This window comes from Krasilnikovia sp. MM14-A1259, assembly GCF_047159535.1.
In the GTDB taxonomy this organism is placed as follows: domain Bacteria; phylum Actinomycetota; class Actinomycetes; order Mycobacteriales; family Micromonosporaceae; genus Actinoplanes.
On sequence record NZ_BAAGAJ010000002.1, the window covers coordinates 2,187,820 to 2,214,482 of the forward strand.

Consider the following 26,663-nt stretch of genomic DNA (forward strand, 5'->3'; position numbering starts at 1 on the left):
CATCGCGTGTTGGATAGTTGTCGATCGGTACGGGTGAAGATCGGCGGGTGAAGATCGGGCTGTCGCGGCTGGGCCGTCGGGCGGGACCTGGGTGCTGTCAGGCGTAGCCGGCTGCGACGATCCCCAGCACTGCCTCTTCCCGCGGGAGAATGCCCAATCTGTTCGCCATCATATGGTTTTGGTGGAAGATGAGGTGGCCGGGCGTCTTGGGCACAGCCTTCTTCCTCACCTCATCGAGGTAGGCGCTTACGTTCACGGACCATCGTTGCAGGAGCGACGTCGTACCCGGGTCCTCAGCGAGTCGCCGCACTGCGCTGTGGACGTTCCCTGCGGCGTCCGCTCGCTTCCGCAGACTCGACTTGAGCTGCTCAGCGTGGGAGCCGGCGTCTCGGGTCCACCACATCAGGTGGCGTTCCCAGTAGATGGCTGGCGGTGGGCTACCAGGGCGGGTGCCGTGGACCGACTGTACGGTCGCAACGGAGGTTTGCATGAGCAGGACGGTGAGGGCTGCACGATCGGTTGCCTTGTCGAGGGACGCTGCTGCCAGGGCGATCTCGCTGGAGATCTCGAAGAGCTGCTCGGCGGCAGCTACTCCCTCCTGACCGCCGTACTTGGCCCATTCCGGCTCGTACAGGGCCGTATCTGCGCCGGCGTAGTCGCCGCTGAAGAAGCTGGTGTCCAGCGGCACCAGAGCGGTGAACGGCGCGGTTGCCGCCTGGCTGAGATCGAGGCAGGCACGTGCCAGGGTGGGCACGCTGCGCTGCAAGGGGTCCAGCAGTGAGCGGCTCCCTCGGATGCGCAGGCGGAGATGGGGACCACGAAAATCCGTATATCGGATGAAAAACCATCGCCCGTCCGCGTCATGGGCTGTGGCGGCCAGTGGTGGTAGAAGCTGTCGGACCGCCATGTCCAGATGATCCAGTCCTCCTGGGTACAACCGCGCGTACCACCAGCTGTCCCGGTCAAGCCATGCAGGCCGGCTACGAAGCAGCGTAGTCATCTCCTGGTTCCCTTCCTGTCGGTCATGGCTGCGTAGGCGTGCTGCGGGGGTTCGGGCGGTCCCAACGGAGGAAGGAGACATGTTCGGCTGCTCTGGTCCGGTCTTCGCCGTCTCGCAGCCAGTACTGCTCTCGGTGCGGCAGTGCTTCGGCCAGCCGCACCGCTTGGGCGACGCCGATCTTGGGGTTGGATGCGAGGGCCCGTACGGCGTGGGCGCTGTTGAACGAGATCCAGGCGGGTTTTCGGTCCGGATAGTCCTGCGTGAGTCGACCGCCGCCTTCCAGCGTCAGGAATACTTCATCGGGCAGGTCGTGCTCACGACGCCATTGGTCCATTCGCTTGTAGAAGTCGAATGGTGACTCGTTGCGGTGGGGGGTCGGGAAGTGGGAGGCAGACATGCGCCAGTTGCGTCGGCGGGTTACGAGTCGGCCGATGGACTGCCGGGGCTCTTCCACGATGTCAGCGCCGGGCTCGGATAGTTGTTCGAGCGGGCTATAGGTGCAGCACAGGTGATGTGCCCCGTTCACCCAGGGGTCGCTCAGGCAGAGCAGCAGTCGTACCGGTCCCGACATGAGGTGTGCGGGTACCACGCCCAGGTAGACAGGCGCGATCGGTAGGCCTTCGACGTTGGTGAGGAGCAGGGTGCCTTGGGCCCGCTCGTGCCAGATCATCAAGCGAGGTGGGCTTGCGGAGGAATCACGGTTTTCGGGCTCGGCCGGCCAACGGAAGGGCGGGAAGATGCCGGCGCTGTCGCGTTGCATGCTGTTGAGGTCGGCGCAGAGGGTGACCTCGTGCGGTGTGGCGTGAGGGAAGGCGTCGGTGACCCATTGCCGGAGGCGACTGGTTAGCCCGCCGGCGATGTTGTCGGTGGGATCGAGAAGGTGGCGGAAGCGGGCTACGAGGCCGCCGAGGCCGGGATTGAATTGGTTGACAACGAGCTGATATGCGCCTTCGGCGATGCTGTGGTTGTCCTTTGCGGCGAGCTGGTAGAGCACGGTCGTCGACGGAGGTGCGCTGGTGACGGAGGCGGGGAGCCACGCCCGGTCGGTGCGGAAGGTGAGCATTGCCCGGTCGGCTGCGAGGGCCTTGCCGAGCTGGTTGAGGAAGTCGGGCCGCGTTGCCAGGCTGATGAGGAATGCGTAGGCGTCGTCGCATCGGCCGCCTGGTCCATAGCGTGCGACGAACTGCTCGACGATCCAGTCGTAGACGTGGCTACGGAAGATGTACGGCCTGATGAGTTCACCGAGCTGCTGTAGGTCGGTCGTGAGGTGGGCGCCTGGCACGTCGACGGCGATGTCGGACACGGCATCCTCGTACACCGATACGCGGCGGCCGTCGAGACGGAGGCTGTCGAGTGCCGCCAAGCGGGCCGGCCCCTGTGCCTGGTTGAGCAGTTCCACTCGTCGCTGGAGATCGCGCGCCTGCTGAGCGGCAGCGGTATCGGCGGTGTCGAGGAGATCGGCGAGTTCTGTCAGCGGCGAAGAGTCGCGAGAGTCCGACCAGGGTAGGACGATGCGGATCAGGTGGGTATCGAGTAGCCGCAGGTAGGCGCCGAATGGGTCGTCTCCACCGAGTCGCATCAGGAACTCGTCGACGGGCAGGACACCCCATTCGGTCAGCGTGTCCAGGACGTCGGCGTACAGCTGGCCGTCGACGAGCGCGTCACCGCGCCATGCCAGGGCGGTGCCAGGACGTACGTCGGGTGTGATCAGCCACCGGTGGTCGTTGACGGTCACGGCAGACGAGTTGGCGGCCACCAGGAAGATCCGGGCGCAGGCGTCGTCACGGGCGAGGTCGTCGAGCCATCCGCGGATGTCCTGCTGCGCGGGCGCGATGCGGGCACTCCCGTCGGCCGGCAGGTTGTCGAGAGCCAGGGCCGTGAACCGGGAGAAGGGGCTTGTCTTCAGGGCTGCACGGGATGCGTATGCCAGCAGTGTCCGTGCCGGCTTGCTACCCGGACGCAGCCGCCATCGCTGCAAGTATCGCACCAGGTCAGGGGAGGCGTGCGCGAGGCTTTGCACGAACGCGGGATGATCGAGAATGGCAGCGAGCCGCTCCCCTTCGTCGTCAGCCTCAGCACGGTATGCGTCTTCCGCAGCCGTCTGAAGCGCGTTACGCCGGTCGAAGGTATCCAGGTGGCGTTCCAGGACCCCGGCATCAGCACCGAGCGCGCGGCACCATGACGCCCGCTGCTCGGTGGACACGCGCGGGAGCTTGCCGTTGTGCAGCGCCCGGCGTAGGGCCAGGAGGTCCCGGCGTTGTTGCGGATCGTCGAGGAGCGGAATGCGCTGGTACAGCAGATCACTGGCGTGGTCCGCGTTGCGGCCGATTTCCGCCTCAATGCCGTCTAGCTCGCGCAAGAGCCTGTTCGTCTTGTGGAGCCCCAGGTTGAGGGCGTCCGCCGGCAGGCCATTGACCCGGTGAATCATGAACGGCGCTCTGATCATTACGCCACCGCCGACAGGAGCAGGCGCCACCATGACAGCAGGATCAGGCAGGCGGTGAGGGCGCCGTAGCTCAGGCACACCACCCCGAAGGCTAAGTACCCGAACCGCCGGACGCGGCCGAGTATCCGCAAGTAGCTGGGCAGCTCGGAGCGGCTGACAAGGTGCGCGAGGTAGCTGAAGGCCCGTCCTCGCAGGTTGATCGCTCCGAATGCGGATTCGAGGGCGTGGTAGCCGTCCGAGGGTAGGAGCGGATTCAAGTTCACGATCATGAGTAGGACTTGCATCTGGAGGAGCTGGGTGGCGATGTGGGCGGCAACGCCGTGCGTGGTGAGTATGACGAGGCTGGTGGCGCCGGCCCACAGCACATCGCTGAGGGGCCCGGCGAGCGCGATGAGCGTGCGGCTGCCGCGGCTGCGGATCCGGTAGGCGTCGGTGCGATCGACGTATGCCACGGGCATGACGAAGAGCATCAGGGTGATGCCGGCTTCGCGGACGGGTACACCGAGGTACTGACAGACGATGGCATGGCCCACCTCGTGCACGGCGATTTGAGCGACGAGGATGGCTACGGCGGCCCATATCCAGTGGGTGTAGTGCAGACCGAACGGCTGGCTACTGAGCGCCAGTCCGGCAAGGGACGCCGCACCACCGAGGACGGTGATCATGACAGTGGCCAGCAGGAATCGAGGGATCTGACGTAAGCGGCGGGCCAGCGGCTCCAGCACGAGCAACAACGATCGTGTCAAGGGCAGGCGGGGCGTGTGGCGTCGCATGAAACGGGCAGATCGGGGCCGCTTGGGGCCGGGCGGATCAGTCGACAGCACGCCCGCCTGTCGCAGCTCGCTGAGGAAGCGCACAACGGCGGCCTCGGCGTTGGCAGGGTCGCCCGATGCCCGCGCGACGATTCGCTCGACCAGTGCGCTGCCGGTGCTCGTTCCGTTCAGCAACGCCACGATGGCGGCACCGGCCTTCGAGATGGCGACGTAACGGCCGGTAGCGACGTCGAACAGCATGGGTCGTCCGTCCGCGCCTTCCAGACGTTGGACGGTCTCGCGCAGACAGAGTGGCTCGGTGTCGAGCCAGCGGCGATCGGCGACGGCGTCTGGGCCGGCCGCAGCCGTCGTCCGGGCTGCAAGCAGCCGCATGCGTCCTCCTGATTATCCTGATGGTGACCCTGGACCGGCCGGTTTCGACCGCTGGTACGGCGGTTGCCACCGCTGGTTCGGCGATCCGCTTTATCGCCGAACCAGCGGTGGTGCTGTGTCAGCCCGCCGACGAGAACGTGCCAGCGCTGGACGCGCAGCCCACCGGGCAGCTGGCGCAGGCACCACAGGCGAAGCTGCCCGTCGTGCCGAGTGCCATGGTGTCGTCAAGCGTCTCGGCGGTCATGTCTTCGGCCGAGAGGTCGATCTCCCACAAGGCCTCGAGAGCCGTGACATCGGTGTTCACGTGATCTCCTCTTCCGTTTGCGTTAGCCTGCGCAGGACGCGGTGGATGACGACGAGACGGTCGACTCCGGGCAAGACGCCGAGCTGACGGTCGTCGACGATGTCCAGGTACCGAGCAGGTTGGCCTCATCGAGGGACTCCACCGACAGATGGTCGCTGAGATCCTCGGAAAAGAGATCGATGTTCTCCTGCATGATCGTTCTTCCTCCTGGGTGATGCCTCATCCTGCGGACGAGGCGCTGCTGCTGCTGCCCGCGGTGGACGCGGGGCACGACGCGCTGGTGAACGTGCTAACCGATCCCCACGTGGACAGCGCTGCCTCATCCGAGAGCGCTTCGGCCGTCAGGTCCGGCTCGCCTTCCTCGGCGAACAGGTCAAGAAAATCGATAGCTTCCATCGTTTGCCCTTCCACAGTGGGGTCAGCCAGCGGAGCTGGCGGTACCGTTGCTAGAAGCCGTGGACAGCGGGCACGAGAAGCAGTCCACGGAGCTGATCGTGCCAACCGAGCTGAGTGCGACATCCGCCGGCAGCTCGTCAACGGCCAAATTCAGGTCCTCCGCGAAGAGGTCCAGATCGGCGTCGTTCATAGGTTGTTTCCTCCTATCGATGTGGGACGTCCGTCGTCCCGGGGCTCCGCATAGCGGAGGTCTGTGTGCCCGTCAGGGCGTGCGGTGTCGCTGGCGCGGATGACCGACAGCCAAGGCGAGCAGTTGTGTGGTGTAGTAGCCGTCGACCGGCGCTAGCGGGCGCAGCGAGGTCGCGAGAAAGCCCGCGAAGATGCTGCCCACCAGGCCGTGATCGATAGCGGTCAGCCAACCGGCGTACGCAGCGGCGCCGGCCCTGCTCAGTAGCAGGCGGTGGCCGTGTTCGCCGTGTCGATCGAGGCTTGCCGCCAGCGGTCCGCAGATCAAGACGATCGCCGGGGAATCGGCAAACTCGACTTGGAGCACGAGGTCGGCGGACTCGTCCCCCGTGGGAAGGTCGCCGACGCGCACGAACGTCTCGGTGTGCGGACGGTGAGCATAGATGGCCGGTGGCAGTCCGGCGACGTCTCGCGCCGCGACCAGTACCTGCAGATCGGTACCGGCTGCCTGTTCGGTCCAGGCCTCCTGGTCGAATGCGGCGGCGGCCGTCGTGATCGCCGCCAGGACGTCGACCGTGACGGGATGCTCGTCGAAGTATCGGATGGACAGGCGCTGCTCCTGGATGCCGTTGAGCGGTGTTGCCGGTGAGGCAGCGGCAACCGCCCTGACGACGTGATGGGCGTCGGCATGCGCGTCGACCGCCCGGTACAGCGAAGGATTCGCGTGGCGCAGCCCGACGGTGGCCGCGTCAGCGTCGAGGCGACTGTATTTCTGCAGCAGGCGCAGTGCCTGCGTGTGGTCGGGAAACCTGGCCGCCTCGCGGTAGGCGACCTCCCCGTTGATCTCTACTGTCATCGCTGCTGTTCTCCTTCGGATGCCGAGCCGAGCAAGACGACGCCGGTGACCGGCTCGCTATCGAGATCGAGGTCGAGCAGGTCCGCGATGCACTGGTCGTCCCAGCGGGGCAGCGGGTGTGCCGCCAACCCGAACGCTCGTGCGGTATAGGCGAGTTGCGCGATGGCGGCGCCCGCGTCCAGGTGAACGACGCGCCAGGCAAATCCGAGGTACTTGCTGGCGACCCGGGCAAGCGCTGCTGTCAGCACGATCGCCGCGGCCGGTTCACCGCTGCGATGGCCCAGTGCTGACAGGTCGTCCTGGTCACGAAGGCGGGCCAGGGCGTGTTGGTCGCCGACGTAGCCCCAGACACCAGGCGTCAGGCCTTCGACGCGGTGCGCCAACAGGTGCAGCTGGACGGAGCCGAGATTGCCGCCGGTCGGTGCCCAGCGTTGCACCTTCTGCTCGAACGAGGGCCCGGGTCTCAGCCCTGCAGCGCGCTGCAACACCGCGGCGATGGCCGGCAAGGCAATATCGCCGTCGTTCTTTGCAGCGGAGGACCTACGCAGGGGCCCTGGCGGGACGGACGCCCAGGGTGCCAGGTCCAGCAGTGGGGCACTGGGCCACCGCTTGCTCTCATGCTGCAGGGCCAGGTTGCCGGGCTTGTAGTGCACCTGGTGTGCCTTGGGATTCAGCAGGTGCCGGGGCGTGAACGCCACCGAACTCTCGTAGCAGACCGCCAGCGGGACACCGGCTGTGGTCGTGCGGACCTGCGGCCCCACAGAGTCCGGGATGGGCGAGATGACATGGATACGGTGCGACCAGTCCACGAGGTCGACGCGAAGTAGTCCCCGCAGAACGGGCACGGTGCCGATCCTGGCCAGCAACCCCACGATCTGCCCGCTCCCGAGCGCCGCGGCCAGCTTCGCCCGAACCGGGAAGGACAGCTCACCGGCATCGTCCTTGATCGGGTCGGCTCGCCGCTGGCGGTCGTAATCAGCGAAGCTCGCCGTGAAGGCTGGGTCGAGGTAGGGGCCCACCTCGACGCCTCGACCGGACAGTCGGAGGGGCAGAAACGGCACGTGGTGGGCAGCACAGGCGTCCGCCATGTGCCGCAGGTCCGCGTTCGCGTGGTCGGAAACGCCGACGACCAGGTCATAGTCGGGCTCAGGGGTGCTGTCGCTGACCGCCTTGGCGCCGATGCCGTTGGCCTGCAGATCCGCCAGGACGAGGTCGGCAAGCAGTCCAGAGCCCGACACACCGACCCGCGCGGTGTCCAATCGCCGCAGGACCTCGGAGGTCGATCGGTTAGCGCGGCTCGAGTCAAGGCTTCGCGACCAGAACAATGCGGCGTTCGGATCGCCGACCGCGGCAGCCTGTTCGCCTTCCTCCAGCAACCCGCAGGTGTAGAGCAAGGCGATCACTCGATCGACGTGCGGACGCGGCAGCCCTGAGCGGGTCGCGATCCCGTCGGCGTCGAGTGTTCCATCCAGCAGTGGCAGCACGGCAGGAACGAGATCCTTGGTGGCTGCGCCGCGCAGGATCTGCCGGCTGGGGCCTCCCTCGAACAGAATCCCGTCCGGAAGGTCAAGGCGTACAAGCCCCTGCACCAGGGCCGGTCGGCGAGGGCAGGCGAACTGCGGGTCGCTGTGCACCGCACGGTACATGGCATCTGCCGAGAGCAATTGTTCTGCCATCATTTGGTCCTCTCGCCGGTGCTGTGCTGGGCAAGGTCTCGGGCGAGGGCGGCCCACGTTGCGTCCTGTCGTTGCGTCGTCGGACGGCAGCGGTCACATCCGTGAAGACCCACGACGGTCGCGGTCGACGCCTGATGGTCGAGAAGGTTGTAGTGCCGCACCGTTCCAGCACTGTCATCCAGCGTGGCGGCATCGAAACGATCCAGTTGCGCCTCGGCGAGGGCGGCGGCGAGGGTGACGTGATGAGGCAGGAAGCCGCCGGGACCGGCTTTCGGGTCGCGGTCGTACAGGTCGTGCACGGCGCTGGTGCTGGCCCGGTCGCGTTCGTGCTGATTGCGTCGTCGGGTGAAGCAGCGGTAGCACGCGCCTGCGCCGGGCACGACGACCGGTCCCAGGCGCAGCCGCGGGTGATCCACGGTGACGGTGAACCATGGGGTTCCCCAGTCGGCGGCTCGCGCGTCAATGACGTCCGCGACCGCAGGCGCTTCCCGCCAGCTGAGCAGTATCCGTATGGCGGCGTTGGGCCATTGGGCTGAGGCCGAAGCAGGCCAGGGTCCGGAGCTGTCGGTCATGGTGATGTTCGGCCGGCCATCTGCAAGGTTCTTGGCGACTGCCGTGCCGAAATCTCCGAGTGCAATCACGTGTATGGAGTCCATCGGTCCTCGTCTCGATGAGCCGGCATGAGGGCAGGCTCCAGCTGCCTGCCCTTTATGGCAGGTGCGTCAGAATGGTGTTGCTGTCGCTGTTAGGCGAAGGGCTGCGGGAGCGGATTGATCTCTTCGGCCGACAGCACGCGGTGTCCCATGGCGGCTGGTGCGGTGTAGAGGCGCGGATGCGCCAGGTAGCGGGCGCGATAGGTGAAGGAGAGGGGCATGAGCTGGGGGATGATCACGCGTACGACGCGGAACCCTACGTCGCGGGCCTCATCCGTGGTGCACTCGATAGCGACCACATCGCATCCAGCGTCCGCCAGCCGTCCGATCAGGAGCTGAAGGTCGGTGTCGGCGTCACCGCTGGAGAGGTTGGGGAGATCGGTGAAACGACGCCGGCGAGCATTGTCCAGCAGGAACGAGAAATCGGGGCGTCGTTGCGGCGTGCCCATGTACGCGGCCCCATGGTAGACGCTGACGAACTCATCAATGGTGTCGGGAACTTTGCGCGAGGATTGCATGGCGATGCGTGACGACGCCGACTCTCGAAGAATTTTCGAGACTGAATCGGCGGGGTTGAGGGCAGCGTTACACATGACCAGCTGGCCGAGAACCGGATTGTCGGGCGTAAGGTCGATCGAATAGATGACAGGTATCCCGAGGTCCGTGGTCGCGTCGAAGAACACCGTCTCTACCTGGCTGGCGCGCGAACGATCGAGGTAGGGACGCACCGTGGCGGGGACCTCGTCGAACTCGATTCGAGGCAGCGGGAGACGCTGGTACCACGTCAGTGCGATGGAGTCACGCTCGACCACCTCACAGATGGCGTTGACGAGTGCCTGCTTGAGATCGGTGTGCGTGGCGCAGCCCGTGGAGATGGGATTCCAGTGGCGCTCGGCGCGGGACCTGGCCGCCAGATGCATCCAGACCTGGACCGCTGGCATCCACAGCGGGCGGTGCTCGGTGAGGGACCATCCGCGTGTCCACCTCATCGGCGCTTGAGCATCGATGTCCACCGCCATCGCGCGTGGATGCGCGAGCTCCTGCGGTGTGCACCGGGGCAAGGAGGCGATCGGCAGCGCATCGTTGCCCAGTTCCTCGGCGGTTGCCCAGATCAACTGGTCCTCGGGGACGACGCAGGTCGAGTAACGTTCCAGGGCCTCTGCTACGCAGAGGCGTGCGGCGCGCTCCGCGTGCAGGTCCCCGCCGGCACCATCGACCTGCCCTCGCGCCCCGCGGGGACCCACCGACTCCGCCACATTCGGTATCACCTGGGCAATGTCGCCCAAGGAAGCGGCGTAGATGGGGAACCGGGGCTCTCCGGGCTGGATGGGCAACCGGTTGACCTGCCCGACGAGCCCGTACGGGCCGACGATGCGATCCAGCCTGCGTAACCCCTCGGGAACCGTCGATCTGGTTTCATCCGTCATCGTCATCGTTCGTCCCCCGCATCCCAGTCGAAGAGCCAAGCAGCGAGTGTTGCCAAAACCGCGGCGGACAGCCCCAGTACGAGCCAATCGGTCAACATCCCGTGGGCGGACGGTGACTTGATGAAGGCGTGGCTGAGGGCGTCCACAAGGTAGGTGGTCGGAAGAATGTTGGACACGGCGCGCAGGAATCCGGGCATGAGATCCAGCGGCAGGAACAGGCCGCTCAGCAACATCGTCACTGGCATGAGCAGCGCCAAGAGCCCGTTGGCAACCTCGGCATTGCGCAGTCGAGCAGCCACCAGGTAACCGAATCCAAAGAGCATCAGCGCTCCGAGCAAGCCACTGACCAATCCCGGCGCGACGCTGTCTACCGACAAGAGTCCGGCCACCGCCGCCACCACACACACGACGAGAAGCTGCGCGGTCACCAGCATGAGTCGCACTGGCATCTGAGCGAGAACGAACTTCCGTCGAGACAACGGTGTGGTGCTGAGCATGCGAAGCGTGCCGCGCTGACGTAAGGCGATCATCGGGGTGGCCGTACCGAAGAAGGAGGCCGACATCAGGGCGATGAACAAGGCGGATGGCAAGGCCGACTTGATCGGATCGAAGGGAACCGAGCCGTCGGTCGTGCGGAATTCCAGGCGGCTGTCTCCCCCGACGCTCAGACCCTTGCGTAGTGGACGTACTGCGCCGAACTTCGCGGTGTCTACGGTGACAGTGATGCGATCGCCCTGGTCTCGGACGATGGCATCGTTGCCGCCCGTCGAGGTGGGGTTTGCGGGAACCGGTCCGCCAAGCGGAGCCGCAATGATCCCCTGCACCCCGTTGAGCCGGGTCACGAGCTCGGACTGCCGAGGCCCCGGTGTCACCCCGACGTGGTAGGTGCCCCCCTTGGTAAGCAACCCGATACCCAGGAACATCGCGATGAAGAAGAACGGGAATATAAGGACGAAAAAGGCGGTCTTTCCGTCCCGGAACAGTTCGCGTGAGCTGGCCAGAACAAGTTCGACGTAGGCGGACTTACGGGTGGTCATGAGTCTGCTCCGTTCGTCCGTCCGCGCTGGCGACCAAGGTCTTGAAGACGTCGTCCAACCCGCCATGGGTGATCGTCAGGTCGCTCGCCTCGATGTCGGCGGTAGAGGCGATGTGCCGTACCACATCGTCGCCATCCTTGGTCTTGACATACACCTGTGTCCGGCCGCCAGCCGCCTCCGTGCGGACCGAAGCCACGGCCGGTAACCGACGTACCGCGGCGATCGTGTGTGGCGACTGCGTCGTAAACGACACTGTGCTGAACCCGCCCAAATCGCGGGCGAGTTGAGCCGGGGATCCGGATGCCACGATCCGTCCGCCGACGAGGACGCCAATCTGATCGCAAAGCTGAGTCGCTTCGTTCATGTCGTGCGTCGTTAAGAGGACGGAGCTACCGGCAGATCGTCTGGAGCGGATGACGTCCCACAGCAGTTCCCGGGCGCTCGGGTCCAATCCTGACGCGGGTTCGTCCAGCACGAGGACCTCCGGGTTGCCCACGAGGCATACGGCGAGAAGCAGCCGGCGCCGTTGACCGCCCGACAGCGCCTTCACCCTCTGGTTTGCCTGGTCAGTTAGGCCCACCTCGGTAAGGACCGGCTCGATAGGCAGGGGATCCTGGTAGAACGTGGACCACAGCTGCACGGTCTCCCGCACCTTGAGGTGAGCGAACAGTGCACCCTCCTGCGGTTGGACGGCGACGACGTGTCGCAGCCGGCTCGCCCGGGTTGAGGGATCTCGCCCTAGTATGCGGAGAACACCCGCGGTGGGTTTTCGCAAACCAACGAGGCACTCCAAGGTGGTGGTCTTACCCGCCCCGTTGGGACCGATCAGTCCGAACACCTGCCCACGGGCGACCTCAAATGACACTCCCTGGACGGCCTCCACGCCGGGATAGCTCTTCTTCAAATCCCTGACGCTGATTGCGAGCGTCGAGTCGACCGTTACATATCTGTCAACAGACAATGGGAAACTGCCCTTCTTCGTCGCGCCATCAACAGGGTTCGGCACCGGCTTTCGGGGTGGCCCGCCTGATCAAGGTGGAACGCCATACCGGATGAACGACCTTGACCAGGTAGGCAACCGCCAGGCCACCCATGTTCCATTATGGACCACGCGGAGCCCGAGAAGCGATGCTCATAAGCGACAGCGCTCCGGCCAACGTACGGTCGAGACCTATCCGAGCTCCTACGAGATGCTTATTCAATTGAAGCGCCCCGCCCTTCTCTCATGCGCTCACTCCATTTTCAGCGGAGTCGCTTTCGATTTCATACCCACCCGCACCTCCCACACCCATGCTCGGCGTCGCCGGCTGACCAATAATGACATTGGCCTATATCCAGATCCTTCCCACCGCTTGGGAAGCGATACATTGCCCGATGACGTGCCTTGGCGCGCACGTCGCAACCGGCTCGAGAGCTGTAGCCAGTGGAGCACTGTCCGAAAAGGGGTGTTTGCTGTCAACTGCGGCCAGCTTGGCCCTGCCAAACCTTCCCAGTTCCTTCCCACTGAGGTCCACGCACCGGCGGGCGGCTACCGCGAGGCTCGGGGAGGCAAAGCTCTTTTCGCAGGCAGGAGACACTGTGGATCCCTGTCCATGAGGCGGTGGAGTGAGGAGTAACGCCGCTCTCCTGCGAAGGTCAGTCCGGGTCGATTCCGGCCGCGTCGGACCCTTCGGGACCTCGTACGGCGGCTTCGTCGCGCTGCCGTGCGCGGTCGGGTCCGGTGCGGCGAATGTTTCCTTGGGTAGCGCCCCAGCCAGCTCCTCGAGCCTCGTTGGCTCGACACCATCCACAGCAGAACGCGAAGCCGCCGGAGCAGGCAAATCCTCCACTAAGACGCCCTCGGCCAAGCCACTGCCTCGACCACGCTGCCGGCTGGTGCTCGCCGTCGACGCGAGACGCGGCGCGCGGCACCGAGCTGGAGCACTGCAGGCCGCGCCGTGGCCGACAGGCAGCCGCGGTCCATGCTGACGCTTGCGCGAGCATGCCCCTATCGCAAGTTGCCCCTAGTTGCGGCTCGCGCCGGCACATCTCACCCTGGAAGGCGATGTGCTGGCAGATCCAGCAGTGGGAGAAGCGCTCGGGTCACGCACGACACCGCCGACGCTCCGGGACGGGCACACTCGCAGCCATACCGGGATACAATCGATGGCCCTCCATCTATACATGGTCAGTGGCTCTGGGGCCGCTGGTGGGCGGTCATTGAGCGGGAGTGCTATGGAGATTCGGGTACTAGGGCCGGTCGAGCTGTGGAACGACGGCCGTCTACTACCCCTGGTGAGACGCCAGCAGCGCCTGATCCTCGGGACACTGGCACTCGAGGTCAACCGGGTTGTCAGCCGAGACCGTCTCATCGAGCTCCTGTGGGGTGACACGCCGCCCGCGCGCGCGACACCAATCGTGCAGAGCAGGGTGTCTGAGCTACGGGCACTCCTTGAGGGTGGAGCAGACGAAGCCCGACTTCTCAGTCGGGGGGCCGCCTACCTGTTGGAGTGCCCTCCGAGCATGATCGACGCGGAACGCTTCAGGTCGGCCGCGAGCGGGTGGCGGCAGTGCCGTAGCGATGTAGAAGGTCGTGCAATGCTCAGCGCGGCACTCGGCTTCTGGCGAGGCCCCGTGCTCGGAGAAGACCCACCGCCAGAGGCTTGCGCAGCTCAATGCAGAGGGCTGGAGGCCACCCGCCTCACTGCTGTCGAAGATCTCTTCGAGCTTCAGCTCGCGTTGGGCGACGAGCCGCAGGTCGTCGACCAAGTCGTTGAGAGCGCCAAGGCGTACCCGTTACGAGAACGGCTCACAGAACTCATGCTGGTCGCCCTACACGGTGCGGGCCGCAGCGCCGAAGCACTGCAAGCGTACGAAGCCTGGCGGCACTGGCTACGCGACGAGTTGGGTACTGAGCCGCCCGCAAGAGCGCAGCAGCTTCACCTCGCAATACTTCGAGACGAACCATTGCCCTTCGCGTATAAGATCGGTGCGCCGAGCGAGCAAGCCCCTCGCGAGGCGCCTTCCGACCCTTCAGCAGTGGACGCGGAAGGTGTTGTTCCTTTACCTGTGCCTGCAACAGAGTCAGGCGACGTCGAGGGATTCCGCGTGGGCTCTCCTCGGAATTTACCCCCCGATATCGCTGACTTTTCAGGACGCAGGGAGGAAGTACGGCAAATTTCTACCTGGTTGCGTGGGGCCGACGGCGACGGAATATCAGTCGTGGCGATCACGGGACCGGGCGGCGTGGGAAAGACGGCACTTTCCATTCATGCAGCGCATCGAAACAGTGACGCCTTTCCGGATGGGCAGCTCTTTGCCAACCTTCAAGGATTGGGTGAACGCGAGCCGGCCACGGCATTCGAGGTATTAGGGAAGTTCCTTCGGGCGCTTGGAATCGACGGGTCGAGGCTCCCGGATACAACCAGCGATCGCACAGATATGTACCGGACCCTCCTAGCTCAGCGTCGCGTGCTGGTGCTGTTGGATAATGCCGTAGACGACGAGCAGGTTGTTCCGCTCTTACCCGGAAGTTCGTCCTGCGCCGTGTTGGTCAACAGCAGGGGACGGCTCGGCGCCCTAACCGCTGCGCACACGCTCAACCTAGATGTTCTCGAGCGAAGGGAGGCGGTTGAATTATTAACCAAAATCGCTGGAGGCGCCAGGGTTGCCTCCGAGACTGAAGCCACGCTCGAGCTTACCCAACAATGCGGCTATCTCCCCCTGGCACTGCGGGTCGCAGGCGCCAAGCTGGCTGCAAAGCCCCATTGGCCGGTTCGTCGTCTGGTGCACCTTTTTAGGGACGAACGCAGTCGAATAAACAACTTCTCGCACGGATACCTTGACGTGAAGGCGAGCATTTGGCTCAGCTACCGCGACCTCAATGGTGACCTCAAGACGCTGTTGCGTCGGCTCGGCAATCTTGATGTACCGGAGGTGCCGATATGGGTAGCTGCTGCGCTGCTCGAAGTATCAATAATCCGAGCGGAAGAGATGCTGGAGCAGCTATTCGATGCACAACTCGTTGAAGTTGCTGGGCAGGATTTCTGCGGGTCAACTCGGTATCGCATTCATGACCTTGTCCGCATCTTTGCCAACGATCTTGCGGTAAGCGAGGAACTTGATTCTGACCTCGAAGCAGCTCGCGTTCGGGCATACGGGGTATGGCTAGACCTCACAGAGACCGCGGAGTCCGCGACGGTCGGAAAAGCGCACCATGTCGGGCCCCAAACACCTCGATGGACCGCGGATAGTCGCATCACCAAAAGGTTGATTACAGATCCCATGTCGTGGTTCGAGATCGAGGAGCAGGCGATCCTGGCCGTCGTCCGAAGAGCCCGACGGGATCGTGTCCCTCAGGCGTGGGAGCTAGCCTGCGTCATCTCTCCACTGCTTACAATGCGCCGTCATTTCGATGTGGCACGCGACATGCTGGAAGCAGCCCTAACGCAGGCCCGCGAGGAGCAGGATCGCGAGGGTGAGGCTACTGTACTGTTTCGCCTGGGAGGAGCAGACGCCGATCGCACGGAATACGACTCCGCCGTTCGTCGAAACATGGAATCGGCGCATCTATTCCGAGAACATGGCGAGGAGGCTGCGGCTGCCACCGCTTTGGCATATGCCGCCATGGCATATCGCCTGCAAGGCGATCTGGTGAGGTCGCTCAATGTCTACGATGAGGCGCTGGCACAACTTCGACTGCATGGGAACGCGGTTTCGCTAGCGTTCTGTTTACGCGGAATAGCGCAAATTCATCTCAATGCAGGTCGGCATAGCGAAGCGGAGTCCTACCTAAGAGATGCGCTCGACGTTTATGACACTGTTTCGGCGCCACAAGGACACGCTCAAGCACTCTTCTGGCAGGGAATGTTGCGCATTGAACAGGAACGGTACGCCGAGGCTGAAGAGTGCATTCGGGAGGCTCATCTGATCTGCCAACGGCTGAAGGACCGGCCAGGAGTAGCCCAGTGCCTTCGCGGCCTCGGGGTGTGCTCGCTCAGGCGCGGCGATCGGGAGCGTGCCCGCAGGCTACTTCAAGAGGCACTAGCGCTCGTTCAGCAACCCCGACCCACGTTTATGGAGGTGGCGATTCGGCAGTCGTTGTCGGAGCTGCAATCAACACCTTTGGAACAGACAGGTAGCCTGCCGCTGCCTTACGCTTCCTGACCCTGTCCCACACCGAGTTTGTTGGAGACCGGAACCTGGGAGTAACACCGGTAATGCCCGCACCGAAGTTCCCCAACGAGCTGCGTGAGCATACGACCCGGCGGGCGATTGAGGCCCGCCGAGATCCGGCGAGTGCGGCGTGAGCGATCCGGCGGGTTGCCGAACAGCTCGGAATCCATCCGGAAGTATGGCGGACTTCGGTGAAGAAGGCTGGGACCGGCGCCGGTGACCTGCCAGGCACCACCAGCGGCGACGCGGAGTGCCTCGCCGCGCTCTCACGGGAGGTTCGCCGGGCGAGTCAAAATCCTGAAGACCGCGGCCGTCCTTCCTCGTGGCGGAACTGGACCGTCCGTCGCGATGAACCCGCCCCGCCTCTGCCCGATCACGGCGCGTCAGCGAGTTGACCACGATGGTCGAGCAGCTCCTGCTGCGCGACAAGTCGCCCCGCACGACCAGGTCCCCGAGAGCGTACGCCCCGGCGACCTCGTCAAACGTGACTTACCGCCGCACGGCCGAACTGGCCGTAGATCGCCGACCCAACCTATGCGCCAGACAAGTCATGATCTAGTTGCTTGAAGCCCAGTTTTCCGATGAGGAAGTCAGCAGCGTCAGTCTTGGATCGAATCTGGTTGTCGACCTTGGTGAAGACGTGCCCTTCGTCCGGATAACAGTCATAGCGCACGTCGACCCCGCGGGCACGAAGCTGTGTGACGACCTGTTCGCTCTCGTTCGGAGGCACGCGTGGGTCGTTGCCACCTTGGATGATGAACAGGGGTGCCCGAATCCGATCGACGTAGGTGACGGGTGAGCGCTCACGAAGGAAGTCGGCATCGTGTTCCGGATCTCCGATGACGGTATGCACCAGGGACCGAATCGTCGGTGGCGATGCCTCGGCCAGGGTGAGCAGGTTGCTGATGCCACAGTGGTCCACTGCCGCGGCCCAGTTGAGCTCTGGCAGCCGCGCGACGGCGGACAACACGACGAAGCCACCGTAGGAAGCCCCGTAAATTCCGACCCGCTCCGGGTCGACCCAGGTTTGCTGCCGGAGGTAGGTCACGGTGTCGGCGAGGTCGCGCAGATCACCGCCGCCCCAGTCGCGATAGACCGATTCGATGTACGCCTGGCCATACCCGGACGATCCGCGGATGTTGGGGGCCAGCACGGCCACACCGTTGGCAAGCAGGTACTGATATAGGCCGTCATGCATGTAAATCGGGCGTTCCTGATACACGGGTCCGCCGTGCACAGAGATGACGACTGCCACGGGCTCATTGGTATCGTTCGGCCGGTAGAGGTAACCGGCGATGTGGTGCCCATCTCGGGACGCGATGCGCACCAGTTCCGGTTCGACGAACCGGTGCGTCGTGGCGGCCGCAGGTGCGGCATCGGTCAACCGGTGCAGCTCTCCCGTGGGCAAATCCATGGTGACGAGGTGCCATGGGTCGAGTGCGGTCGAGAGTAGGGCGGCGACAGTGCGGCCGTCGGCCGAGACGCTCAGGTTCATGAGCTGGCCGGCCGGCAGATCCGGCCCCGGCATGACCACGCCTGTCGTCATATCCCGCACCCGTAGCGCGGAGGAACCATCGACGTTCACGGTCCAGACAAGGGTGCTTCCGCCACGCGACAGCGCAGTCTGTTCGACATCCCAGTCCGGGGTGTCGAGCCATTCCAGACTGCCGTCCAGGCGCAGGACCGCCAGACCAGTGAACTCCCGGCCGGCAGTGCTCTCGACGAGGAAACCCGAGCCGTCTGGCAGCCACGGTCCCAACCAGTAGGTGGCAGCCGGATCCACGGAGGTAATGCGAGTAGCCGACCCGTTCTCGATGTCTACCACGTAGATGACGTGGTGACTATTGGCGTCAATCCAATGCGTCGCCGTCAGCAGGGATCCGTCAGGTGACCAGTGACCGGCATAGACCCGGCCGCCGCCAGCATAGAGCCGGCGGACCTGTCCCGTGTCGAGATGACGAATAAGTACGTCCTGATCACCAGGTTCACGGTCGTTGGCCGAGTAGGCCAGCCAGCGTCCATCCGGAGAGAACGGGTTCCCAAGAGCCAGGGCGTGCGACGCCGACGGATTCGCCGTCAACGGCTGAGGATCGCCGCCGATCACGTCAACGCGATAGAGCTGATGGTTCTCGGTACCGCCTGCATCCGCGGCGTACACGATCGACTTGCCGTCCGGATGCCAGACCACCCGCCGTACAGTGTCGTCGGTGTACGCGGTCAGGTGACGCGCCTCCCCGCCGGCCAGCGGCTGCACCGCCACGTTGAACTGCCCCAACGTGTCATCGGAGTAAGCGACCATGTCGCCGTCGGGCGAGACGGCAACCGTCATCTGCACACGGACCCTTGGCCGGAAATCCCGGTACGACACCATGCCCCTCACCCTGTCTCACATCACACAGCTGCCATGAGCTCTTGTTAACGCGAGCGGTCGATCGCCTCCGGCAGGTCCTACGAGGAACCTGAGCGGACGGGGCTAGCTGGCCCAGCATCCGTGCAAGGCCAGCCAGCCCAAAAAGACCGCCAACGCTGAACGTCCCTCCAATGAGGGCGCTCTTGATAGTCAACTACAGGTCTTAATGTCCCCAGGTCGCGTCGCCACCGGCCAAGGGCCGCGCGTCGCCATGAGAAGTGGAGTAGGTCACGCCGATAGCTCCCGAGATCGCGAGAGCCAGAGCTGCGAGGGTCAGGACGAGTCGTCGACTCACTGTTCTTACACCTTTTTCTCGAGTCCGATGATAGGCATGACCCGCGGCGACATCTCGAAGTGTTGCCTTGGAGCTGCCGAGACGTCTCGCTGGATCATGGTGCAGACCGTATCGAACGGGGCTTACCAAATCCTTCCCACCAAGTTCCCGAACCCGACCTGCTGCCGGAGCAAATAAGCCGCAGCCGCCATCGTGGGCAAAGCCAAGGGCACCGGGGCTGGCTCTGACCTGGCGACGGCATCACGCGACCAGATTTCGTGGCTAGCTAGTGCATCGTGATGTCCGCGACGGTACCCCAGTCGTCCGTCGATGTCTGCGCGTGCTCAATGGCATGACTGCTTCATTGGCTGCTCGGCGAGGACGCCGGATGCCCATTGAATCCCAGCACCGCCGCAAGCTGATCGCGCCGGTTTCGGTCAGCCGATGCCTACCTGGACTCCATCGCCGAGTTCGGCGTGTGTGGGCCCAGCCATCTCGGGCAGCTGCCGGTTGCGCAGTCGTGGCGCGACGTGGTCGACCGGCGTTGATCAGTGGTCGGCTGGTTGGCCGACGTGTGCCAGACGTGGCCGTTCGTCGGGGTGCTCAAAGTAGCGTTTGAGGGCCTGGTAGGCCAGCACCGCGTTGACTCCGAGCCAATAAGCACGGATGATCATGAACGGGAGGCCGTGGGCGCCACCGCCCAAGCGGCCGGTGTACGTGCGTTGCCGTGTTCCGGCCATCGGTAGGGCCTTGACCGTGATCCACGGGTGTCGGGCCTTGCCAGGCCAGCACGTCGTGACCGCCTCCGGGGGCATGTCACAGAACTGCAACAACGCAGCGTGACTGATCGTGTGCTCCACATCGAAGCCACCTTCACGCTGCCTTGAGCATCGTTCCAAATGCGTCCACGAGCCCGACTGCGACAAGCTGTCGGGCTCGTTCGCTTGCGTGGCAGCTAGCCGTTCGGTATCCAGCAGATGACGGTGTGCTGAGCGGCGACGGCGTTGCGCCACTCGCGTACCCCGACGCGTCCGCGCGCCACCTCAATCTGCCCCTCATATATCGAGGTGTCCACCACGGCTTCGAAGGCGTGCCAGTCCGGCTGCGTTCCGCAACCGGTGCACGTGTTCGGATTAAAGCTCGCGCCCCGCTCGTTGAACGGCCTGGGCCGTAGCCGTCGGGCCACGACATCCTGGCCCGAACACCGCAGGATCTCTTCTGCGAGCGCCAAGGCGCCCTCCTGGTCGACCTTGACGAACTCGCCGACATCCGGCCGATTCACGGGCAGTAGAGCCAAGATCCATAACATCTGGTGCGCGCAGCGAGGGCAGGGCGCCACTCTGCCCAGGACACGTAGCAGTAGCGTTCCGGGCATCCTTTGAGTCGGCGGCATCGACATGACCTCATCGTGTCAGCCCGGTATGACAGGTTGGCCTCGCGCGGCGTTCGCTCGCCGTCATCCCGGCTGGATGCTCGCTGCTGGTGGGCGAGTGCTGGCCCGATGACGCTGATGAGGTGCCGAAGATGGCTTCGGTAGCTGCGTGCGCGAGCGTGGCCTGGGTGGGCGCGGACAGGCCGAGTCGATTCCAGTGAAAGATCAAGTGCAAGGCGATCACGGCACGGATGCCCCGGGTGAGTCTGCCGGTCTCGCGTAGGCGTTGGAGGCGCCTGCCGGTGTCGGCGAAGGCGGTGTGCCAGGCGTCGGACATACGGGCGGTGCCGGTGAGCAGTTGGCGGACGTTGTCGGTGAAGCCTTCCCACGTGCGGGTGTCGGGGGCGGGTGGCTGGTTGAGGTGGTCGGCGCGGTGTTGGACGACTCGTGTCCAGACGTCGCCTTGCTCGTTGAGGTCGAGCGCCGCCGCACGCATCAGCGCGGTGCACAGGACGAGCGACCGTTCCCGGCGGTCGGTGGGGTGCTGGTGGAGGTAGGTGAGGAGGTGGCGGCTGTCGTGGTGGAACAGTGTGTGCGAGGTGTCCATGGCGTCGATCCCGCCGAAGGCGTAGGTCTCGGGTTCGTAGATGTCGCCGGTCCAGCTCACTCCGTCGGTGATCAGCTCGTGTGCCAGTTCTCGGCTGTGTTCCTGCCCGGTGGGTAGATAGCGGACGCGCCACGCGCCTTTGCGGATGAACCACCACGAGGTGATCAGCCCGGCCGCCTGTGCGGCGGGAAGCACCTGGCCGAGGTGGTCGACCGCGCGCTGTTCGCGTTCCCGCAGGGTCTCGCCGGGATAGCTGATGTTGATCTGTTGCCACGGGCTGTCATCCACGGCGGACCCTTTCGTCAGGTGAGTAGGAGGCAGGCGTCCCACGAGGTTGCGGTGGTGGCAACGGCGGTGAGGTCGGATCCGGTGGTGCCGACGAGGAGCCCATCAGATTCGCCGGTGTCCGGGGTGGCCGACCGATGAAGGTTCTCGATGGGACCGAGGGGCGTCGGGTCGAGCGCGTCGGCGGCGATGCGCCGGGCGGTGGCCAGGAGCCCGGCGGTGCCGTGGCACAGGCTGCGGTCGCCGAGCCGCGCGACCTGGGCGGGGTCGGTGAGGCAGCCGGCGAAGGCGGCTTCGGCAAGGTTCTGCCGGTCGGTGTCGTGCAGGGCATGCGCGGCGAGTTGCTGGGCACGGGCTATGCCGGGGGTGCCGTAGCACCAGGACCGCCGCAACGGGGCCTGCTGGGCTGGGGCACCCCGGTGTAGGTCGGTGAGGGTGACGGTCTGAGGCCACCAGGCCGCGCCGCCGGTGTGCTGCTGCCAGGTGTCCAGCCACCGGCAGATGCGGGTGATCGCCTCGGCGTGTCCGTCGACGTGGATGCCGTCGCGCATCGTGAGGGCGAGCAATGCCAGCGGGCCGGTGATGCCGTGGGCGATGCCGTGGTTGGCGTGGCCGCCGGTGGGCGGCGGCTGGTCGCGCTCGGGGCTGTTCCAGCACCACCAGCCGGGGAGAGAGCCTCGCGGTTCGGTGAGCCGGACGAGGTAGTCCAGGACGTGGCGGAGCAGGTCGTGGTCCCCGAGCCGGCGCAGCGCGACGCCGAGGCCGGTCAGCCCGCGGATCAGGTCGTACTCGGCGAAATGCGGCTGCTCGTCGCGGTCGATACGGCGGTGCGCGGCGTCGAGCCGTCGGCGGGTCACGGTGACGGTGCCCTCGGCGGTGATCGCTCGGGCCGGAGCGAGCCCCGGCTGGTCGGTGGCGGCCAAGACGAACGCGAGCGCGGGGGCGCCGTAGAACAGGCTCGCCCCGGCGGCGATGCTGACGCCACCGGTGGTGGCCCGGCGCAAAGCGTCGCACGCTGCTGGCAAGTTGCCGGTCTCCAGGTGCAGCAGGGCGACGCCGGCCGCACCGTCGGCGAGGGACTGTCCGGCGCTCATGCCGCTTGCCGGGCTTGCGCGGTGCGGGCGACGGTGCGGGCCAGCCGTAGGCAGTGCCGCTCGGACGTGGAGTCTACGCCGATCATCCGGGCGTGGTGCAGGTGCAGCAGGTCGCCGAGGATCTGGTCGGGGTCGAGTCCGGCCTCCACTGCCGAGGTCCGATAGGCGGCCAACGCCGCTGCCAGGTGCTCGTCGCGCAACGGCCTCCGGGCGAGTTCGGCCTGCGCGGGCTCCAGACGAGGACCGGTGAATTGGGGAACGTGTGCGGCAAGCCAGCCCAAGCCGTCGCCGGTGAAACCGTCGGCAATGGCGATCATGCCGGCGGCGGTGGCGGCCTGCCGGTCGCCGGTCAGGCGGCGCAACGCGGCGCGGGAGTCGGCGGCGAACACCGCTTCGGCAGCGGCAAGGGTCGCTCCGGCGCCGTGGCGGGTTTCGGGCCGGTAGGGGTGCAGGCTGTAGTCGTACACGGCGGCGTTGGTGTGGAGGTAGGCCACCCAGCGGGCGAGGTGACCAGCGGTGTCGGCGAACCGTTCGACGTCCGGAAGCGGGATGCGGAGCCGGAGGTGGGGTTCGGGGTCGGGGTAGCGCACGAACCACCAGCCGGCCGGTAGGTGGTCGGCGGGGCGGCCGGCGAGGTCGGTCAGGATGGCGTCGAGCCGGCCGAACAGGCGTGCCTCCAGCCACCGCGACTCGCCGGGCCGGTGCTGGATGTTGCAGACGGGCCGTGCCGGTCGGGCTGGCCGGGTTGCAGGCACGGGGTGGGTGAGGGTGAGCAGAAGTTCGGCGGGGCGGTTGTCGATCCAGTCCGCCGGTCCGGGGGCCTCGGTGAGCACCATGCGGGCGTGCCGGTCGAGTTGGTCACGCACCATCGCCAGGTGTGCGTGGTTGTCCAGGTCCAGGCGCAGCCGTACGTCGTCCTCGCCGAGGAGTACCTGCTGGGGAATGTGCCGTTGGTGACGGTGGCCCTGCCAGGCGTCGCGCCACTGGGACCATCCGGCGGTCCGGGCGGGCAGCGCGGTGCGCTCGATGATCCAGCGGGCGGGGTGCACGATAGTACGTCCGTGCCGCACGCGAGGCAGGAACGGCAGGCCGGCGGCGTGGCCCCAGTCGAACCGGCTGCACGGCGCGCTCCACGCGGCCCAAATCTCGGTCAGAAACCGCATCAGCGGCTGCTGGAGAGACGGCAGCAGCACGCTGTTGCACAACAACGGCTCGACGGGCTGGCCGGTGGTCCGCGACACCAGCCACAGCCGCTGACCGTCGCCGGTCACCGCCAGATCCTCCACACTCCACGGCGGTGACGGGTGAAACTCGCCGAGCGGAAGCACCGGCAACAGCTCAGGCGTGCGGGCCACCGCCGCGAGCCGGGCGTCCAGCGGCGGACCGGACAACTGCACGGTCGCCGCACCCGGTTGGGTGGTCGGCAAATGTTGAAAGACGCGCTGAAACGAGGCGAACTCGGCCGGGGTCAGCAGGTGCAGGAACCGAGCGGCGGAAACCCCGGCGTGACGCGACCCGCTGAGCACCGTCAGGGTGAACGCGCCCCGGTCCAGGTCCCGCACGGTGTCGGCAGCGAGCGCGAACCGCAGCTCGGTGTGCGGGACCGGCGGCCGGTCGTCATCCCCTCGCAGCCGGCCGATCAGCCCATCGTCAAGCACCACCTCGGCGCACCCGTCCAGCACGGACTGCTGCGCGAGCTGTCCCAGCAGCCCATCCCGGCCGGTGAACACCGCAGGGACGCGGCGGGCCGATCCCCGGTAGCCGGCCGGGAACCCCAGCACGTTCAGCACGTCGCGGACCGGCACGGCCGCTCCTGGACCCCACCGCTCGATGAACGCGCTGTGGTACCCGACCCATCCGGGCCACGCAGGCGCCACCGCCACCAGCGTCGCAGCCGCCCGGCCCGCCTCGCGCAGCACCGCCGGAGGAAGCGTCACCGCGACATCAGCACGCAAATCGACCGCGACCCGATCCCCGGGATGCGGTAGAGCGTGCTGGCGCGCCAGGTAGGCGGCCGGATCGGTGACCGTCATCGCTGGCCGCAACGCCGACAGCAGCACCCCGACCTGCACCAGTTCGGCCAGTAGCCGCTCGGCGGCGGCCACGTCGGTGGTCCCGGCGATCTTTGCGGCGAGTTCGGCGAACCCGACCGGTGAACGCGCCGCCTGGATCGCTGCCTGGACCGGGCCGGTCAGGCGGACCTCGACGTCCCACCGCCGCTCCCCCTCGGAGCGGGCACACGGCAGCACCCATGTGCCGCCGCGCTGGAATCCGAGCGAGTTCGTCACCACCTCGACGGTTCGCAGGGTGGCGAGACTCTGTTCGGCCCGCGCGGTGTGCTCGGCGATGAACTCACCGTCCGGGCGGGCAACCGGGCGATGGGCCTCGCCCACGCGGACCGCTGCGTGGGCGCCGAACTGGACCGGGGCGACCCCGGCGAAGGTGCCGAACGGGGTCGCGCGGGTGCCCCACCGCAGCAGGTACTTGACTGCTGCTTGCACCAGGCGACGCAGCCGCTGCGGCGCAACTGGCTCGCCGGACACGGCCCGAGTGATCTGCTCGGCCAGCTCGGGCGCCGCCGAGGTGACGGCCGCCGCGAACCGGGGCAGCTCCCACGCCGTGTCCAGCCACGTGCGCCACTCTTCGGGTTCGCCGGATGCCAGGTCGGGCCAGTCCGGCAGAACCAGATCGCTCGGGTACGCGGCGACTCTGATCAGCGCCGCACCGGCCGCGGGAATCATGCTGCACCACCGAGGGGTCGGCAGGCCCGGCGCCGTGAGACGCCGGGCCTGGGATGTGAGGGGAACTGGCTCGGTCAGTTGCCGGTGTCGCTGCGGCCCGTGCAGGCGGTCGAGCCGGTGTTGCCCGAGCCGCAGCCGTCGTCGGTGCCGGTGGCGTAGCCGGTCGCGGCGGGGCCGGCGTCGACCAGGGTGACGTCCAGGGTGAACTCGGGGACGGGCGTTTCGTTCATGTGCTTGCCTTTCTACGAGGGGTTGAAGGTGAGGACGACGCGGCTGTGCCGCTTGTCCAGCACCGTCCCGGCCGGCAGGTCGCCGTCGGGAGTTCCAGCCGGCAGGACGTGCAGCAACGGCGAAGGGCTGCCCGCGTCCAGCCAGGCGCGCATGTGCTCGACCATCCGCTCGGCCGCCGCGCCAGCATCGCGGCCGTGCGCGCGGGCGCCCAGGTCGAACAGGTCGTCGGTCCAGGTCAGCGCCGAGCGGTAGCAGAAGCTGCCGTCGTGCAGGGCGGCGGGCGTGCCGTAGCGCCACGCCGGGGCGACGAGGCCGGCGTCGATGGCCTCCTGTTGGGCGGTGAGCACCACGAACTGCTGCCCCGCGTCGGTGATGCGGGCCGCCAGCCACAGGTCGAGGTCGGCCAGGATCGTGTTCGGCGGCAGGCTCGCCCCGGCCCACTCCTGCGCCGGTGGTTGTGACAGCAGCGCGCCGACGGCCTCCGGATCGGCCTGCTGCTGGAGTTCGTCCAGGCGCAGGTGCACGCCGGCCGCGATGTCGACGTAGCGCATCTCGTGGGCTCCGGAGCCTTGCATGGACACGAAGCCACACAGGCGCTGGCTGCGGCTGACGAGCCGGTCACCGGCCCGGCGCAGCGCCCACGAGCGGGTCATCCCGAACGTACGCAGCGGCACGACCAGGGTGCCGGTCTCGGCGAGCTGCCCGGTCCACGCCGGGGAGATGTCCCACGCCCCGACCGTCACGATGATCAGGTCGTAGGGGCGGCCGTCGCCGATCGGCTGCTCGGCGTCGGCGCAGACCACCCTCACGTCGTCGTAGCCGGCCGCCGCCAGGCACGCCGTGGCCCGGTCGGTCACGTCGCGGTCGATGTCCACGGTCGTGACCGACCCCGACAGCCCGACCAGCTCGCGCAGCAGCGCGGCGTTGTAGCCGCCGGAGCCGATCTCCAACACGTGCCGGCCGAGGAGCCCGCCGTCGACGTCGTCGGTCGCCTGACCGAGCATCTCCGCGATCAGCCACGGCGCCGACACCGAGCTAACGGCCTCGTCGCCGCGCCGCTTGGCGATCACGGCCTGGTCGGCGCGGTACGCCTCCTCCAGCGGAGCGCCCGGTGTGAACAGGTGGCGGCGGACGGCGCGCAGGGCCGCCTCCACCTCGGGCCGCATCGTCAGCCCCTTGTCCGCGTGATCAGCAACGAGCTGATCGACCATCGCGGTATGCAGGCCCTCGCTAGCCACCGTGTCGACACTCACTGGGTTGCACTCTCCTTCTCCATCAGAACCGCCCGATCGGACGGCCCGGCCTTCCCGGTGTTCGGATCAACACCGCGGCAAGCGACTCGACTCGCCAAAATCAGGGGTGGTTCCTT

The 26,663-nt window shown here is 66.4% G+C and carries 22 protein-coding genes and 1 pseudogene; 2 read left to right on the plus strand and 21 right to left on the minus strand.

Features of this window, described 5'->3' with window-relative positions; genetic code table 11:
- Nucleotides 1-97: 97 nt before the first annotated feature.
- The 13 genes from ACMCNK_RS09450 to ACMCNK_RS09510 form a co-directional block, all read right to left on the minus strand.
- Nucleotides 98-1,081, minus strand: a complete 984-nt coding sequence (locus tag ACMCNK_RS09450) for a thiopeptide-type bacteriocin biosynthesis protein (RefSeq protein WP_412736016.1) — start codon at nt 1,079-1,081, stop codon at nt 98-100.
- Nucleotides 1,023-3,479, minus strand: coding sequence for a hypothetical protein (locus tag ACMCNK_RS09455; RefSeq protein WP_412736017.1), 2,457 nt, complete (start codon nt 3,477-3,479; stop codon nt 1,023-1,025). The genes ACMCNK_RS09450 and ACMCNK_RS09455 overlap by 59 nt, the downstream gene beginning before the upstream one ends.
- Nucleotides 3,446-4,591: a PqqD family peptide modification chaperone gene (locus ACMCNK_RS09460; protein ID WP_412736018.1), complete on the minus strand. Its 1,146-nt coding sequence runs from the start codon at nt 4,589-4,591 to the stop codon at nt 3,446-3,448. Before ACMCNK_RS09460 ends, ACMCNK_RS09455 begins: the two co-directional genes overlap by 34 nt.
- Nucleotides 4,592-4,709: 118 nt before the next feature.
- On the minus strand, nt 4,710-4,895 hold the full coding sequence (locus ACMCNK_RS09465) for a thiocillin family RiPP (protein WP_412736019.1): 186 nt from the start codon (nt 4,893-4,895) through the stop codon (nt 4,710-4,712).
- A gap of 22 nt (nt 4,896-4,917) precedes the next feature.
- Entirely contained in the window at nt 4,918-5,088 is a 171-nt protein-coding gene (locus tag ACMCNK_RS09470) for a thiocillin family RiPP (RefSeq protein ID WP_412736020.1), read from the minus strand.
- A 26-nt stretch (nt 5,089-5,114) separates the two neighbouring features.
- Nucleotides 5,115-5,291 (minus strand): thiocillin family RiPP, encoded by a 177-nt coding sequence (locus tag ACMCNK_RS09475; RefSeq protein WP_412736021.1) that lies wholly within the window; start codon nt 5,289-5,291, stop codon nt 5,115-5,117.
- 22 nt (nt 5,292-5,313) lie between these two features.
- Nucleotides 5,314-5,481 carry a thiocillin family RiPP gene (locus ACMCNK_RS09480; RefSeq protein ID WP_412736022.1) on the minus strand — a complete coding sequence of 56 codons (168 nt, stop codon included), beginning with the start codon at nt 5,479-5,481 and terminating at the stop codon, nt 5,314-5,316.
- A gap of 72 nt (nt 5,482-5,553) precedes the next feature.
- Nucleotides 5,554-6,333, minus strand: a complete 780-nt coding sequence (locus ACMCNK_RS09485; protein WP_412736023.1) for a nitroreductase family protein — start codon at nt 6,331-6,333, stop codon at nt 5,554-5,556.
- Complete coding sequence (locus tag ACMCNK_RS09490; RefSeq protein ID WP_412736024.1) at nt 6,330-8,009, minus strand: SagB family peptide dehydrogenase; 1,680 nt, start codon at nt 8,007-8,009, stop codon at nt 6,330-6,332. The genes ACMCNK_RS09485 and ACMCNK_RS09490 overlap by 4 nt, the downstream gene beginning before the upstream one ends.
- Entirely contained in the window at nt 8,009-8,665 is a 657-nt protein-coding gene (locus tag ACMCNK_RS09495; RefSeq protein ID WP_412736025.1) for a TOMM precursor leader peptide-binding protein, read from the minus strand. The genes ACMCNK_RS09490 and ACMCNK_RS09495 overlap by 1 nt, the downstream gene beginning before the upstream one ends.
- Nucleotides 8,666-8,754: 89 nt before the next feature.
- A complete protein-coding gene (locus ACMCNK_RS09500; RefSeq protein ID WP_412736026.1) occupies nt 8,755-10,095 on the minus strand; it encodes a YcaO-like family protein in 1,341 nt (446 codons plus the stop codon).
- A complete protein-coding gene (locus ACMCNK_RS09505) occupies nt 10,092-11,126 on the minus strand; it encodes an ABC transporter permease (RefSeq protein WP_412736027.1) in 1,035 nt (344 codons plus the stop codon). Before ACMCNK_RS09505 ends, ACMCNK_RS09500 begins: the two co-directional genes overlap by 4 nt.
- Nucleotides 11,113-12,132 carry an ABC transporter ATP-binding protein gene (locus ACMCNK_RS09510; RefSeq protein WP_412736028.1) on the minus strand — a complete coding sequence of 340 codons (1,020 nt, stop codon included), beginning with the start codon at nt 12,130-12,132 and terminating at the stop codon, nt 11,113-11,115. The genes ACMCNK_RS09505 and ACMCNK_RS09510 overlap by 14 nt, the downstream gene beginning before the upstream one ends.
- 1,208 nt (nt 12,133-13,340) lie before the next feature.
- Between ACMCNK_RS09510 and ACMCNK_RS09515 the strand changes: the two are divergent.
- Together ACMCNK_RS09515 and ACMCNK_RS09520 are read left to right on the plus strand one after the other, a co-directional pair.
- A pseudogene (locus ACMCNK_RS09515) lies at nt 13,341-13,568 on the plus strand (AfsR/SARP family transcriptional regulator); the annotation flags it as partial.
- Nucleotides 13,569-13,628: 60 nt separating this feature from the next.
- Nucleotides 13,629-16,271 carry an ATP-binding protein gene (locus tag ACMCNK_RS09520; protein WP_412740794.1) on the plus strand — a complete coding sequence of 881 codons (2,643 nt, stop codon included), beginning with the start codon at nt 13,629-13,631 and terminating at the stop codon, nt 16,269-16,271.
- 541 nt (nt 16,272-16,812) lie between these two features.
- Here the strand turns inward: ACMCNK_RS09520 and ACMCNK_RS09525 are convergent.
- From ACMCNK_RS09525 to fxlM, 8 genes are all read right to left on the minus strand, one after another.
- A complete protein-coding gene (locus ACMCNK_RS09525) occupies nt 16,813-18,651 on the minus strand; it encodes a prolyl oligopeptidase family serine peptidase (RefSeq protein WP_412736029.1) in 1,839 nt (612 codons plus the stop codon).
- A gap of 861 nt (nt 18,652-19,512) precedes the next feature.
- A complete protein-coding gene (locus ACMCNK_RS09530) occupies nt 19,513-19,824 on the minus strand; it encodes a hypothetical protein (RefSeq protein WP_412736030.1) in 312 nt (103 codons plus the stop codon).
- A gap of 95 nt (nt 19,825-19,919) precedes the next feature.
- Nucleotides 19,920-20,261, minus strand: a complete 342-nt coding sequence (locus ACMCNK_RS09535; protein ID WP_412736031.1) for a hypothetical protein — start codon at nt 20,259-20,261, stop codon at nt 19,920-19,922.
- A gap of 106 nt (nt 20,262-20,367) precedes the next feature.
- Nucleotides 20,368-21,231 carry a thiopeptide-type bacteriocin biosynthesis protein gene (locus tag ACMCNK_RS09540; RefSeq protein WP_412736032.1) on the minus strand — a complete coding sequence of 288 codons (864 nt, stop codon included), beginning with the start codon at nt 21,229-21,231 and terminating at the stop codon, nt 20,368-20,370.
- A 14-nt stretch (nt 21,232-21,245) separates the two neighbouring features.
- A complete protein-coding gene (locus ACMCNK_RS09545; RefSeq protein WP_412736033.1) occupies nt 21,246-22,322 on the minus strand; it encodes a lanthionine synthetase C family protein in 1,077 nt (358 codons plus the stop codon).
- A complete protein-coding gene (locus ACMCNK_RS09550; RefSeq protein WP_412736034.1) occupies nt 22,319-25,063 on the minus strand; it encodes a lantibiotic dehydratase in 2,745 nt (914 codons plus the stop codon). The genes ACMCNK_RS09545 and ACMCNK_RS09550 overlap by 4 nt, the downstream gene beginning before the upstream one ends.
- A gap of 74 nt (nt 25,064-25,137) precedes the next feature.
- Complete coding sequence (locus ACMCNK_RS09555; protein WP_412736035.1) at nt 25,138-25,293, minus strand: FxLD family lanthipeptide; 156 nt, start codon at nt 25,291-25,293, stop codon at nt 25,138-25,140.
- A gap of 12 nt (nt 25,294-25,305) precedes the next feature.
- On the minus strand, nt 25,306-26,547 hold the full coding sequence (fxlM, locus tag ACMCNK_RS09560) for a methyltransferase, FxLD system (protein ID WP_412736036.1): 1,242 nt from the start codon (nt 26,545-26,547) through the stop codon (nt 25,306-25,308).
- Nucleotides 26,548-26,663: the final 116 nt, after the last annotated feature.